This is a genomic window from Pseudomonas sp., assembly GCF_026224925.1.
GTDB lineage: Bacteria > Pseudomonadota > Gammaproteobacteria > Pseudomonadales > Pseudomonadaceae > Aquipseudomonas.
Genome location: NZ_JAMFRV010000745.1, coordinates 1 through 14,150, shown reverse-complemented (window position 1 = coordinate 14,150; position 14,150 = coordinate 1). Strand labels below are relative to the sequence as shown.

9 protein-coding genes are annotated in these 14,150 nt (G+C 57.6%); 8 read left to right on the top strand and 1 reads right to left on the bottom strand.

Going from position 1 to position 14,150, the window contains the following annotated elements; translation table 11 throughout:
- Window positions 1-1,118: ComEC/Rec2 family competence protein (locus M0974_RS30945; RefSeq protein ID WP_297845804.1), on the bottom strand; the 1,118-nt coding region annotated here is incomplete at its 3' end.
- 136 nt (window positions 1,119-1,254) lie between these two features.
- Here M0974_RS30945 and M0974_RS30940 point away from each other — a divergent pair.
- The 8 genes from M0974_RS30940 (at window position 1,255) to rpsA (ending at window position 13,707) form a co-directional block, all read left to right on the top strand.
- On the top strand, window positions 1,255-1,770 hold the full coding sequence (locus M0974_RS30940; RefSeq protein ID WP_297845803.1) for a DUF2062 domain-containing protein: 516 nt from the start codon (window positions 1,255-1,257) through the stop codon (window positions 1,768-1,770).
- A gap of 904 nt (window positions 1,771-2,674) precedes the next feature.
- Window positions 2,675-5,458, top strand: a complete 2,784-nt coding sequence (gyrA, locus tag M0974_RS30935) for a DNA gyrase subunit A (protein ID WP_297845801.1) — start codon at window positions 2,675-2,677, stop codon at window positions 5,456-5,458.
- 180 nt (window positions 5,459-5,638) lie between these two features.
- Entirely contained in the window at window positions 5,639-6,724 is a 1,086-nt protein-coding gene (serC, locus tag M0974_RS30930; protein WP_297845799.1) for a 3-phosphoserine/phosphohydroxythreonine transaminase, read from the top strand.
- On the top strand, window positions 6,724-7,818 hold the full coding sequence (pheA, locus tag M0974_RS30925) for a prephenate dehydratase (RefSeq protein WP_297845798.1): 1,095 nt from the start codon (window positions 6,724-6,726) through the stop codon (window positions 7,816-7,818). Before serC ends, pheA begins: the two co-directional genes overlap by 1 nt.
- Before the next feature lie 25 nt (window positions 7,819-7,843).
- Entirely contained in the window at window positions 7,844-8,956 is a 1,113-nt protein-coding gene (hisC, locus tag M0974_RS30920) for a histidinol-phosphate transaminase (protein WP_297845797.1), read from the top strand.
- Between the two features lie 28 nt (window positions 8,957-8,984).
- A complete protein-coding gene (locus M0974_RS30915; protein WP_297845806.1) occupies window positions 8,985-11,207 on the top strand; it encodes a bifunctional prephenate dehydrogenase/3-phosphoshikimate 1-carboxyvinyltransferase in 2,223 nt (740 codons plus the stop codon).
- Entirely contained in the window at window positions 11,204-11,893 is a 690-nt protein-coding gene (cmk, locus tag M0974_RS30910; RefSeq protein ID WP_297845796.1) for a (d)CMP kinase, read from the top strand. Before M0974_RS30915 ends, cmk begins: the two co-directional genes overlap by 4 nt.
- 122 nt (window positions 11,894-12,015) lie before the next feature.
- Complete coding sequence (gene rpsA / locus M0974_RS30905) at window positions 12,016-13,707, top strand: 30S ribosomal protein S1 (protein ID WP_297845794.1); 1,692 nt, start codon at window positions 12,016-12,018, stop codon at window positions 13,705-13,707.
- The last annotated feature ends 443 nt before the right edge of the window (window positions 13,708-14,150 follow it).

The window sequence follows — 14,150 nt, the reverse complement described above, 5'->3', positions numbered from 1 at the left end:
TTCAACGCCAGCAGGACCGGCAGCAGTCCGATTGCGATCAACCACTGAGCCCGCGTCCAACTCTGTAACCAACTCCAGGCACCCAACCGTCCGCTAAACACCAGGATCAAAATCCCTACGGCGGCAAACGACAACCAAAATCCCGGCTGCAAACTGACCAGCGGCTCAAACAGCAACACCGCGTTGAGCGACAGCAGTAACGGCCAGCCCACGCCGAGATGACGAAAGCGCATACGCCACAGCAGCACCATGCCAATCATGGTGCACGCGCGGCGCACCGGCACTTCAAAACCGGCCAGCAAGCCATAACCGAGGGCAGCGGCAAATGCCAATCCACAGGCCCACGGCAGCCATGGCAAACGACGCGGCCACAAGCCCCAGCGAGCCAGACCGGCGACCAAGGCGTAGATCAATCCGGCCAACAAACCGATGTGCTGACCGGAAATAACCAGCAAATGCACGGTGCCGGTGTCCTGCAAGACCTGCCAATCAGTAGTGCTTAGCCCGGAATCATCGCCTAACACCAACGCCGCCAGCCCGCCTTCTCGACCTTGGGCATCGACGGCCAACAACCGTTGACGCACGGCATCGCGCCAGGCCCAACGGGCCGGGGCGATACGCTGACCATCGGCCACCGAACCTGTCGCACCAATACGCTGGGCAAGCAGCCAGGCTTCGTAATCAAATGAGTCGGGATTGACCAACCCCGCTGGACGCTTGAGCTTGACCGCCAGTCGCCACTGCTCGCCGCTGCGCACCTCTTGTCCGCCATACCACGACAGGCGCATGTGCTGCGGCAACTCGCTACGACGCGATTGCGCACCGTCCAACTGAAAACGCACTACGCCATCGGCCGATTGCGGCAAACCCACCACCTTGCCTTGCAGCCATAACGTCTGGCCGTCGAGGCTGATTGGCAGGCGATCGTTGAGCGCCGACTGCGCCGAGAGGCACGCCCAACTGAAGCCAAACAGAAAAAACGCCAGTGGATAACTACGAAACGGCAACAGCATCAGTGCCACCACCGGCATCAACCCCAGCAACCAGCCCGGCGGCAAGACGGGTAAAAACCGAACCGCCAAAAGCCCCAGCGCAAGCGCCACCATCCCTGTGCGCATAGTCGTGCCTTTTAAGAGTCAGGTACCTTGATTAGCTCACCCGAGCAGACGCCGCTTTATTAATTGTCACAAAGTCTGAATTTGATGTGCGGCGAATTTATGCATACTGGCGGTCACTTTCAGGACGGGAAGCCTTATGCCGCGGCGTCTGATCAAACGTTACATGCCGGATCCAGCGAGCATCAGGGAACACAAATCCTTACGCTTTTTGGGCCGTTTCCTCCATGACCCGAACCTCTGGCACCTCAACCGACACTCGGTCTCCCGCGCTGTGGGCTTGGGTTTGTTTGCCGCGTTTATGCCGATTCCGTTTCAGATGTTATTGGCCGCGGCGCTGGCCATCCTGCTGCGCGGTAACCTGCCTATCGGCGTCAGCCTGGTGTGGCTGACCAACCCGATTACCATGCCGGCGGTTTTTTATTGCACGTACAAGATCGGTTCATGGGTGTTGCAGCTTCCACCACGGCACTTTCCCGACGAACTGACTTGGGAGTGGATCAGCGGGCAACTGTCGACGTTGTGGCAGCCGTTTTTGCTGGGGTCGGTGGTTGCAGGGGTGGTGTTTGGTGCGCTGGGGTATGGGCTGGTTCAGCTGTTTTGGCGTTGGCGGGTGGGGAGGCAGTGGAAGTTGCGGGGTGGGAAGCGGGGGTAATTAAGGCGTTGCTTTTTTACGAGCTTGGATCAAAAGCCTGTCATGTGTTGGCGTTGGGTTTTGGGCTGTGTATTCATTGTTTTTGGTTGCTGAAAGTATGGTTTCGCTTTTACAGCGAGGAACCTTTTTCAGACGCCAAAAAGGTACCCCAAAAGGCTTGCCCCACCATGGGTCTCGCTTCGCTCAACTTCCCTCGCTGCGCTCGGCCTCTATGGTTTTACGGGGCATTTTAATGAAGGCCTTCGGCCTGCTGTTTGGGCGAGCCAACATCAAAAGCGGGCCTGCGTTAAGGCGGATGGTTTGTATGGACGCCGCCTCCCGGCTTCTGGCCGGCATGATCTGCCTTTGAGATCTACTGTGAATTGAATATCAAATTACGGAAAGAGGCCCCGTAAAACCATGCGGCCGGAGTGAGGGAAGGCCGAGCCTAAGCGAGGGCCCGCATGGTGGGGCAAGCCCTTTTGGCGGGACCTTTTTGCGGTTCGGCGCCCCGACGTTTGAAAAAGGGTTCCTCGCTGTAAAAGCGAAACCATACTTCAAGCAACCACAAACAATGGATATACACCCCAAACCCAGCGCCAACACATAATCTTCGCCGTCTCCTTCGCTGGTTGCTAATACGCTACAAACCGCTCCCAAGCCCCTCAGAGGCGCTAGAAAGGCCAATCACTCATCGATTAGTGGTCCGGCAGGCTTTCAAGGGATAGGTCCCTGATCGCGATTGTGATAACATTCGGCGGTTTCCAAGGCAGTGCAATGCCGCTGCCTTTACTGCGCAGATCCATGGCACAACTCGTTGATTTGTCGTAAGTCGCTGCATGGCAAAACGCCCTGTAGCGGCGAGCTTCGTTTCGTCCCGCATGGATGTGACGAAGTTTCACCAGAAAAAGGAATCAGGCTTCTCATGGGCGAACTGGCCAAAGAAATCCTCCCGGTCAATATCGAAGACGAGCTGAAACAGTCCTACCTCGACTACGCGATGAGCGTCATCGTAGGTCGAGCACTGCCCGATGCGCGTGATGGCTTAAAGCCCGTGCACCGGCGTGTACTGTTCGCGATGAGCGAACTGGGTAACGACTGGAACAAACCGTACAAGAAATCTGCCCGTGTGGTCGGCGACGTTATCGGTAAGTATCACCCGCATGGTGACACTGCCGTTTACGACACCATCGTACGGATGGCGCAGCCATTCTCCCTGCGCTACCTGCTGGTAGACGGTCAGGGCAACTTCGGTTCGGTCGACGGCGACAACGCTGCGGCCATGCGATACACCGAAGTACGCATGACCAAGCTGGCGCACGAGCTGCTGGCCGACCTGCATAAAGAAACCGTGGACTGGGTGCCGAACTACGACGGCACCGAAATGATCCCTGCGGTCATGCCGACGCGTGTTCCCAACCTGTTGATCAACGGCTCCAGCGGTATTGCTGTGGGCATGGCGACCAACATTCCGCCGCACAACCTCGGTGAAGTCATCGACGGTTGCCTGGCGCTGATCGATAACCCCGAAATCACCATCGATGAGCTGATGCAGTTCATCCCGGGCCCTGACTTCCCGACGGCCGCGATCATCAACGGTCGCGCCGGTATCGTCGAAGCCTATCGCACCGGCCGTGGGCGCATTTACATGCGTGCGCGTTCGATGATCGAAGACATCGACAAGGTCGGTGGTCGTCAGCAGATCGTTATCACTGAACTGCCGTACCAACTGAACAAGGCGCGTCTGATCGAGAAGATCGCCGAGTTGGTAAAAGAGAAGAAGCTCGAAGGTATTACCGAACTGCGCGACGAGTCTGACAAAGACGGTATGCGCGTGGTGATCGAGCTGCGTCGTGGCGAAGTGCCGGAAGTTGTCCTGAACAACCTCTACGCCCAGACCCAACTGCAAAGTGTTTTCGGTATCAACATCGTTGCGTTGATCGATGGCCGTCCGCGGATCCTGAACCTCAAGGACTTGCTGGAAGCTTTCGTACGTCACCGTCGTGAAGTGGTTACCCGTCGTACTGTTTTCGAGCTGCGTAAAGCCCGTGAGCGCGGACATTTGCTTGAAGGTCAAGCCGTTGCCTTGTCGAACATCGACCCGGTTATCGCGCTGATCAAGGCCTCGCCGACACCGGCTGAAGCCAAAGTGGCATTGATCGCGACCCCGTGGGAATCCAGCGCTGTAGTCGAGATGGTTGAACGTGCCGGCGCAGATTCGTGCCGCCCGGACAACCTTGACCCGCAATACGGTCTGCGCGACGGCAAGTATTTCCTGTCGCCTGAACAGGCCCAGGCGATTCTGGAACTGCGTCTGCACCGTTTGACCGGTCTCGAACACGAAAAACTGCTGACCGAATACCAGGAAATCCTCACCCAGATCGGCGAGCTGCTGCGCATCCTCAACAGTGCCGAGCGTTTGATGGAAATCATCCGCGAAGAACTGGAACTGATCCGCGCTGAATACGGCGATGCACGTCGCACCGAGATTCTCGATGCACGTCTGGACCTGACCCTGGGCGACCTGATCACCGAAGAAGAGCGGGTTGTCACCATCTCTCACGGTGGTTATGCCAAGACTCAGCCATTGGCCGTCTACCAGGCTCAACGCCGTGGCGGTAAAGGCAAGTCGGCTACAGGCGTCAAAGACGAGGACTACATCGCGCACCTGCTGGTCGCGAACAGTCACACCACGCTGTTGATGTTCTCCAGCAAAGGCAAGGTGTACTGGCTCAAGACTTATGAAATTCCGGAAGCGTCCCGCGCTGCCCGTGGTCGTCCGTTGGTCAACCTGCTGCCGTTGAGTGAGGGTGAATACATCACCACCATGCTGCCGGTGGACATGGAAGCCATGCGCAAGAAGTCCGAAGAAGAAGGCGGTGACGATGTCATCACCGTTGAAACGGACGAAACAGCGACCGACGAAACCGAAGAAGAACGCAAAGCACGTATCAAAGCCGAAGACCGGAAGAAAGCACCCTTTATCTTCATGTCCACCGCCAACGGTACTGTGAAGAAAACCCCGCTGGTGCAGTTCAGCCGTCAACGCAGTGTTGGCCTGATCGCGCTGGAGCTGGACGAAGGCGACATCCTGATTTCTGCAGCCATCACCGATGGCGAGCGCGAAGTCATGCTGTTCTCCGACGGCGGCAAGGTCACGCGCTTTAAAGAGTCCGACGTTCGCGCTATGGGCCGTACCGCTCGCGGTGTGCGCGGCATGCGTCTGCCAGAAGGGCAGAAGCTGATTTCGATGCTGATCCCGGAAGAAGGCAGCCAGATCCTGACAGCCTCCGAGCGTGGTTTCGGCAAGCGTACGGCGATCACCGAGTTCCCAGAGTACAAACGTGGCGGTCAGGGCGTTATCGCCATGGTCAGCAACGACCGTAACGGCCGTCTGGTCGGCGCGGTACAAGTACTCGACGGCGAAGAAATCATGTTGATTTCCGACCAGGGCACCTTGGTTCGCACCCGTGTCGACGAAGTTTCCAGCCTCGGCCGTAACACTCAGGGCGTGACCCTGATCAAGCTGGCCAGCGACGAGAAGCTGGTTGGCCTGGAACGCGTGCAGGAGCCTTCAGAAGTTGAGGGCGAAGAGCTCGAAGGCGAGGAATTCGACGGTGAAGTGCTGGAAGGCGACGATGATTTGATCGTCCCGGACGCTGACGAAGCCTCCGATACCTTGGAAGCCGACACGCCAGAAGAGGAATAATGTGACTCCTGTAGGAGCGGGCTTGCTCGCGATCAGCCGCGGCGCGGTCTCAAATAGGGACCGCTTCGCGATCCATCGCGAGCAAGCCCGCTCCTACAATGTCCCAGCACATCCTCGGGACCACATTTGATACAACTTTGATGCAATGCGAACAGACCCAAGCATTTGACGAGAGTGGATATGAGCAAGCGAGCTTTTAACTTCTGCGCCGGTCCTGCCGCGCTCCCTGAAGCTGTTCTGCTGCGTGCCCAGGCGGAACTCCTGGACTGGCATGGCAAAGGCCTGTCCGTCATGGAAATGAGTCATCGTAGCGATGAGTTCGTCTCCATAGCCAATAAGGCCGAGCAAGATCTGCGCGACCTGCTGAACGTACCCTCGAACTACAAAGTGTTGTTCCTGCAAGGCGGCGCAAGCCAGCAATTTGCACAAATTCCGCTGAACCTGCTGCCCGAAGACGCCACCGCCGATTACATCGACACCGGTATCTGGTCGCAGAAAGCTATCGAAGAAGCCTCGCGCTTCGGCAACGTCAATGTTGCTGCAACCGCCAAGCCCTACGACTATTTCGCAATTCCGGGTCAGAGCGAATGGAAGCTGTCCAAAAACGCTGCCTACGTTCACTACGCACCCAATGAAACCATCGGCGGTCTGGAATTCAACTGGATCCCCGAGACCGGCGATGTTCCGCTGGTGGCCGACATGTCTTCAGACATCCTGTCGCGCCCTGTGGATATCTCCAAATTCGGCATGATCTACGCCGGCGCCCAAAAGAACATCGGTCCTAGCGGTATCGTCGTCGTGATCATTCGCGAAGACCTGCTGGGGCGTGCCCGTTCAATCTGCCCGACCATGCTCAACTACAAAGTCGCCGCCGATAATGCCTCGATGTACAACACCCCGCCGACCTTGTCCTGGTACCTGTCTGGCCTGGTATTCGAATGGCTCAAGGAGCAGGGCGGCGTTGAAGCCATGGGCAAGCGCAATGACCTCAAGCAGCGCACGCTGTATGACTTCATTGACGCCAGTGGCTTGTACAGCAATCCCATCAACAAATCCGACCGCTCGTGGATGAACGTGCCGTTCCGTCTGGCCGATGACCGTCTGGACAAGCCGTTCCTGGTGGGCGCTGAAGCGCGCGGGCTGCTGAACCTCAAGGGTCATCGCTCGGTCGGCGGCATGCGTGCCTCCATCTATAACGCCGTAGATATCCATGGGGTCAACGCCCTGGTGTCTTACATGGCAGAGTTCGAGAAGGAACACGGCTAATGTCTGAACAAGAGCTCAAGGCACTGCGGATACGCATCGACAGCCTGGACGAGAAAGTCCTGGAGCTGATCAGTGAGCGTGCCCGCTGTGCGCAAGAAGTTGCGCGAGTGAAGATGGCCTCGCTGGCGGAAGGCGAAGTGCCGGTTTTCTATCGTCCAGAGCGCGAAGCCCAAGTGCTGAAGCGCGTGATGGAACGCAACAAGGGGCCGTTGGGTAACGAAGAGATGGCGCGTCTGTTTCGCGAAATCATGTCGTCGTGCCTGGCGCTTGAGCAGCCGTTGAAAGTGTCGTACCTCGGTCCGGAAGGCACCTTCACCCAAGCCGCCGCTATGAAACACTTTGGCCACGCAGTGATCAGCTTGCCGATGGCGGCTATCGACGAGGTGTTCCGTGAAGTCGCGGCGGGTTCTGTGAACTTTGGCGTAGTCCCGGTGGAAAACTCCACCGAAGGCGCGGTCAATCACACTTTGGACAGTTTCCTCGAACACGACATGGTTATCTGTGGCGAAGTCGAGTTGCGCATTCACCATCATCTATTGATCGGTGAAAACACCAAGACCGAGAGCATCAGCCGCATTTACTCCCACGCCCAGTCCTTGGCCCAGTGCCGCAAATGGCTGGACGCGCATTATCCGAACGTTGAACGTGTCGCCGTCGCCAGCAACGCCGAAGCCGCCAAGCGCGTCAAAGGCGAGTGGAACTCGGCAGCCATCGCCGGGGATATGGCCGCTGGGCTGTATGGCCTGACGCGTATCGCTGAAAAAATCGAAGACCGCCCGGACAACGCCACGCGTTTCCTGATTATCGGCAGCCAGGAAGTCCCGCCGACGGGCGACGACAAAACCTCGATCATCGTATCCATGAGCAACAAGCCCGGCGCGTTGCACGAGTTATTGGTGCCGTTCCATCAGAACGGGATCGACCTGACCCGCATCGAGACCCGGCCTTCGCGCAGTGGTAAATGGACCTACGTGTTCTTTATCGACTTCGTTGGCCATCACCGGGATCCACTGATCAAAGCCGTATTGGAGCAGATCAGTCAAGAAGCAGTAGCGCTCAAAGTGCTCGGTTCGTACCCGAAAGCGGTTCTTTAGTGCACGTGTAAAAAGGCGAAACACCATGAGTAGCAACTTCCTCGCTCTGGCCCAGCCAGGCGTGCAAAAACTCTCGCCGTACGTCCCGGGCAAGCCTGTGGACGAACTGGCGCGGGAGCTGGACATCAATCCGGCCAGCATCATTAAATTGGCCAGTAACGAAAACCCGTTGGGTGCCAGCCCTAAAGCCTTGGCCGCGATTCATCGCGAATTGGCCGAGCTGACGCGTTACCCGGACGGCAATGGTTTTGACCTCAAGGCCAAGCTGTCTGAGCGGTGTGGTGTGCAGGCCAATCAAGTGACGTTGGGCAACGGTTCTAACGACATTCTGGAATTGGTCGCCCGTGCTTACTTGGCGCCGGGGTTGAATGCAGTGTTCAGCGAGCACGCCTTCGCTATTTATCCCATTGTCACCCAGGCAGTGGGTGCGACTGCACACGTTGCCCCCGCCAAAGACTGGGGGCACGACCTGCCCGCGATGTTGGCCGCCATCGATAGCAACACCCGCGTAGTGTTCATCGCCAACCCCAACAACCCGACCGGTACCTGGTTCGGTCCGAGCGCATTGGCTGACTTCCTCGCCAAAGTGCCGGAAAACGTGTTGGTGGTGCTGGATGAGGCTTACATCGAATACGCCGCGGGCACGGATTTGCCCAATGGCTTGGATTACCTGGCCCAATACCCGAATTTGCTGGTCTCGCGCACCTTCTCCAAAGCCTATGGCCTGGCGTCGTTGCGGGTCGGTTATGCCTTGTCGTCGCCTACAGTTGCCGACGTACTCAATCGCGTTCGCCAGCCATTCAACGTCAATAGCCTCGCCCTGGCTGCGGCCTGTGCCGCGCTGGACGACGTCGAATACGTGGCTGAAAGTCGCCGCTTGAATGAAGTCGGCATGCAACAGTTGGAACAAGGGTTGCGCGAGATAGGCTTGAGCTGGATTCCATCGAAAGCCAACTTTTTGGCCATCGATCTCGGCCGTGAAGGCGCCTCGGTGTACCAGGGGCTGCTGGGCGAAGGCGTGATCGTGCGGCCGATTGGCGGCTATGGCATGCCTAATCACCTGCGGGTGAGCATTGGTCTGCCGAGTGAAAATTTGCGCTTCCTCGACGCCTTGGCGAAGGTTCTGGCACGTGGTTGATGTCATGCCATTGCAACCCTCCCGGCCTATGATCGGGCGCTTGGTGGTCATCGGCCTCGGTTTGATCGGCGGCTCTTTCGCCAAAGGCCTGCGTGAAAGCGGGCTGTGCGGCGAAGTGGTCGGCGTCGACCTGAATCCGCGCTCGCGCAAATTGGCGGTGGAGCTGGGTGTCGTCGACCGTTGCGAAGACGATATCGCTGCCGCCTGTCGCGGCGCTGACGTGATCATGCTCGCCGTGCCTATTCTGGCGATGGAAAAACTGTTGGCGCTGCTGGCCACGTTCGACCTGGGTGATGCGGTATTGACCGACGTCGGTAGCGCCAAAGGCAATGTGGTGCGTGCAGCGCGGCTGGCGTTTGGTGATTGTCCTGCGCGTTTCGTGCCTGGGCATCCGATTGCCGGGTCCGAGCAGAGCGGGGTAGAAGCCTCTAACGCGCAGCTGTTCCGTCGGCATAAAGTGATTTTGACCCCGCTGGCCGATACTGACCCGGCGGCGCTGGCTCTGGTCGACCGTATGTGGTCTGAACTGGGCGCAGATGTTGAGCATATGCAGGTTGAGCGCCACGATGAAGTGTTGGCCGCCACCAGTCATTTGCCACACCTGCTGGCTTTTGGCTTGGTGGATTCACTGGCCAAACGCAACGAGAATCTGGACATCTTTCGATACGCTGCGGGCGGTTTTCGCGATTTCACAAGAATCGCGGGCAGTGACCCGGTGATGTGGCACGACATCTTCCTCGCCAACCGCGAGGCGGTGTTACGCACATTAGATACATTTCGCAGCGACCTCGACGCCTTGCGCGACGCGGTCGATGCGGGGGATGGGCATCAATTGTTGGGCGTATTCACTCGCGCCCGTGTTGCTCGTGAGCATTTCAGTAAAATCCTGGCCCGTCGGGCCTATGTGGACGCTATGAACTCCAACGACCTGATCTTCCTGGCTAACCCTGGTGGACGCGTTTCCGGACGCATCCGAGTTCCAGGCGACAAATCTATTTCTCACCGCTCGATCATGCTCGGCTCACTGGCCGAAGGCATCACCGAAGTCGAAGGCTTCCTTGAAGGCGAAGACGCGCTGGCGACCATCCAAGCGTTCCGTGACATGGGCGTGGTCATCGAAGGCCCGAGCAATGGCCGCGTGACCGTTCACGGTGTCGGCCTGCATGGCTTGAAAGCGGCGCCAGGCCCGATTTATCTGGGCAATTCCGGCACCTCGATGCGTCTGTTGTCCGGTCTGCTGGCCGCGCAGAGCTTCGACAGCACCTTGACCGGCGATGCGTCGCTGTCCAAGCGTCCGATGAATCGCGTGGCCAATCCTTTGCGGGAAATGGGCGCCGTGATCGAAACTGCTGCCGAAGGCCGTCCGCCAATGATCATTCGTGGCGGCAAGCACCTGACCGGTTTGACCTACACCCTGCCGATGGCCAGCGCACAGGTGAAATCCTGCCTGCTGCTGGCGGGGCTGTACGCCGAAGGCAAAACCCGGATCACGGAGCCTGCACCGACTCGCGACCATACCGAGCGCATGCTGCGTGGCTTCGGCTACCCTGTGACCACTGAGGGCAGCACGGCCTCCATTGAGCCCGGCCACAAGCTGACCGCGACCCACATCGAAGTGCCGGCGGATATCTCCTCGTCTGCGTTCTTCCTGGTCGCCGCTTCTATCGCTGAAGGCTCGGACTTGCTGCTGGAACACGTCGGCATCAACCCGACCCGCACCGGCGTCATCGACATTCTGCGTTTGATGGGCGCAGACATCACCCTTGAAAATCAGCGTGAAGTCGGCGGCGAACCCGTGGCAGACCTGCGCGTGCGTTCAGCTAAACTCAAAGGCATCGAGATCCCCGAAGAGCTGGTGCCCTTGGCAATCGACGAATTTCCGGTGTTGTTCGTGGCTGCGGCCTGTGCCGATGGCCGCACAATATTGCGCGGCGCCGAAGAACTTCGCGTCAAAGAGTCAGACCGCATTCAAGTCATGGCGGACGGTTTGCTCACGTTGGGCGTCAAAGCCGAACCGACGGCAGACGGCATCATCATTGATGGCGCTGGCTTTGGCGTAGACGCATTCACTGGCGGTGAGGTGCATGCCCACGGCGATCATCGGATTGGCATGGCTTTCAGCGTTGCGTCGTTGCGCGCTTCGGCACCGATCCGCATCCATGACTGCGCCAACGTCGCGACTTCATTCCCCAACTTCCTCGCCTTGTGCGAACAAGTCGGCATGCGTGTAGCCAACGAGGCCCAGTCGTGAAAGTTCAGCCTCCAGTCATCACCATCGACGGGCCTAGCGGTTCCGGTAAAGGCACGGTTGCGGGCAAGCTGGCCAAGCATTTGGGCTGGTGTCTGTTGGATTCCGGCGCGCTGTATCGCCTGCTGGCTTTCGCTGCGCGCAATCATGGCGTCGACCTGACCAACGAAGAAGCCTTGAAACTGCTCGCCGCGCACCTGGACGTACAGTTCAACGCCGGCAACGATGATCACGGGCAACGCATTACCCTCGAAGGCGAAGACGTTACCCACGCCATTCGCAACGAAACCATCGGCAATGGCGCCTCGCAAGTCGCTTCTTTACCTGCCGTGCGTGACGCATTGCTCCAGCGTCAGCGCGCCTTCCTTGAGGCGCCGGGCCTTGTGGCAGACGGTCGCGACATGGGTACGGTGGTTTTTCCTGACGCGCCATTAAAGATTTTCCTCACCGCCACGGCCGAGGAACGTGCTCGCCGCCGTTACTTGCAGTTGAAGGCCAAGGGTGATGATGTTAGTCTGTCGAGTCTGCTAGATGAGATATGTGCACGCGATGAGCGTGACACCCAGCGAGCGGTAGCCCCGCTCAAGCCGGCGCACGACGCCATACAGCTGGATTCCACCGAATTATCGATTGAGCAGGTGTTGGAACGCATCTTGAGTGAAGTCGCATTACGCGATATCGCCGGATGACAGAAGAAGCGTGTGGGAGACCAGTCATAGTCCCACAGGCTTTCTTTTACTTGAACGAAACCCACGTTGTCTGGAATGTGGCAGATGGGCGTATTCTTCGCCCTTGATCAACAGGAATTAAAATGAGCGAAAGCTTTGCAGAACTTTTTGAAGAAAGCCTAAAGACCCTGAACCTTCAGGCTGGCTCGATCATCACCGCGATCATCGTTGATATCGATTACCAAGCAGGTTGGGTTACGGTTCACGCCGGTCTGAAATCTGAAGGCCTCATCCCGCTAGAGCAGTTCCACAACGATGCTGGCGAGCTGACCATCAAGATCGGCGACGAAGTGCACGTTGCACTGGACGCGGTCGAAGATGGCTTTGGCGAAACCAAGCTGTCCCGCGAAAAAGCCAAGCGTGCTGAGTGCTGGATCGTTCTGGAAGCGGCTTTCGCAGCTGAAGAAGTGGTCAAGGGCGTTATCAACGGTAAGGTTAAAGGCGGCTTCACTGTCGACGTTAACGGCATCCGTGCGTTCCTGCCTGGTTCTCTGGTTGATGTCCGCCCAGTGCGCGACACCACTCACCTGGAAGGCAAAGAGCTCGAATTCAAGGTCATCAAACTCGACCAGAAACGCAACAACGTTGTCGTTTCCCGCCGTAGCGTCCTTGAAGCCGAGAACAGCGCTGAGCGCGAAGCTCTGCTGGAATCCTTGCAAGAAGGTCAGCAAGTCAAAGGTATCGTCAAAAACCTCACCGATTACGGCGCATTCGTCGATCTGGGTGGCGTCGATGGCCTGCTGCACATTACCGACATGGCTTGGAAGCGTATCAAGCATCCATCAGAAATCGTCAACGTTGGCGACGAGATCGATGTAAAAGTCCTGAAGTACGATCGCGAACGCAATCGTGTTTCCTTGGGTCTGAAGCAGTTGGGCGAAGATCCATGGGTCGCTATCAAAGCTCGCTACCCAGAAGGCACTCGCGTTACCGCTCGTGTTACCAACCTGACCGACTACGGCTGCTTCGCTGAGCTGGAAGAAGGCGTTGAAGGCCTGGTACACGTTTCCGAAATGGACTGGACCAACAAAAACATCCACCCTTCGAAAGTCGTACAAGTTGGCGACGAAGTGGAAGTTATGGTTCTGGACATCGACGAAGAGCGTCGTCGTATCTCCCTCGGCATCAAGCAGTGCAAATCTAACCCATGGGAAGATTTCTCTGGCCAGTTCAACAAGGGCGATAAAATCTCCGGCACCATCAAGTCGATCACCGATTTCGGTATCTTCATTGGTCTGGACGGCGGCATCGACGGTCTGGTTCACCTGTCCGACATCTCCGGGAACGAAGTGGGCGAAGAAGCCGTACGTCGCTTCAAGAAGGGCGACGAGCTCGACACCGTTATCCTGTCTGTTGATCCAGAGCGCGAACGCATCTCGCTCGGCATCAAGCAGCTGGAAAGCGATCCGTTCTCTGAGTACGTGATGGTTAACGACAAAGGCGCTATCGTTCGCGGTATCGTTAAAGAAGTTGACGCCAAAGGCGCCATCATCACTCTGGCAGACGACATCGAAGCTACTCTGAAAGCCTCCGAAATCAGCCGTGACCGCGTTGAAGACGCGCGTAACGTTCTGAAAGAAGGCGAAGAAGTTGAAGCCAAGATCATCAGCGTTGACCGCAAGAGCCGCGTAATCCAATTGTCCATCAAGTCGAAAGACGTTGAAGACGAGAAAGAAGCTATCCAAAGCCTGCGCACTAAGCCAGAAGCTGCGGAAAGCACAGGTCCTACCACTATCGGTGACCTGCTGCGCGCACAAATGGAAAAACAGAACTAAGTTCTGATTAACCATTAGAAAAAGGGCGACTTCGGTCGCCCTTTTTTGTGGGCGCGATTTGGTGATATGCCCAGGATGAAGGACGCCATCCTTTAAGGAAGGCCCCGCGGCCCGGCTATATAAACGCTAGCATCAAGAGCTGGTCCGCGTCTGGCATATGACACCGCGCTGGTCCTGCTTTCAATGAAGGCCCTGCGGCCCAGCTGTATAAAAGCCAACATCAAAAGCGGCTCAGCGCCCGCACACAAACACTAACCTGTCAGGCAGGTCCCGATCCTGTGGGAGCAAGCTTGCTTGCGAAGGGCGCGACTCGGTCTGCCTGATCCGCCCTTGGTTCAATAGCTCAGCAGTTCCGAATATTTCAACGCTTATGATATTGCCTTCGCAAGCAAGCTTGCTCCCACGGATTGGTGTTGAGCGGTCAGCTTCAGTGCGCTCCTGCC

Coding starts and splice junctions, on each gene's coding strand:
- rpsA (WP_297845794.1), top strand. CDS start 12,016: ATGAGCGAAAGCTTTGCAGAACTTTTTGAAGAAAGCCTAAAGACCCTG.
- serC (WP_297845799.1), top strand. CDS start 5,639: ATGAGCAAGCGAGCTTTTAACTTCTGCGCCGGTCCTGCCGCGCTCCCT.
- M0974_RS30940 (WP_297845803.1), top strand. CDS start 1,255: ATGCCGCGGCGTCTGATCAAACGTTACATGCCGGATCCAGCGAGCATC.
- gyrA (WP_297845801.1), top strand. CDS start 2,675: ATGGGCGAACTGGCCAAAGAAATCCTCCCGGTCAATATCGAAGACGAG.
- M0974_RS30915 (WP_297845806.1), top strand. CDS start 8,985: ATGATCGGGCGCTTGGTGGTCATCGGCCTCGGTTTGATCGGCGGCTCT.
- hisC (WP_297845797.1), top strand. CDS start 7,844: ATGAGTAGCAACTTCCTCGCTCTGGCCCAGCCAGGCGTGCAAAAACTC.
- pheA (WP_297845798.1), top strand. CDS start 6,724: ATGTCTGAACAAGAGCTCAAGGCACTGCGGATACGCATCGACAGCCTG.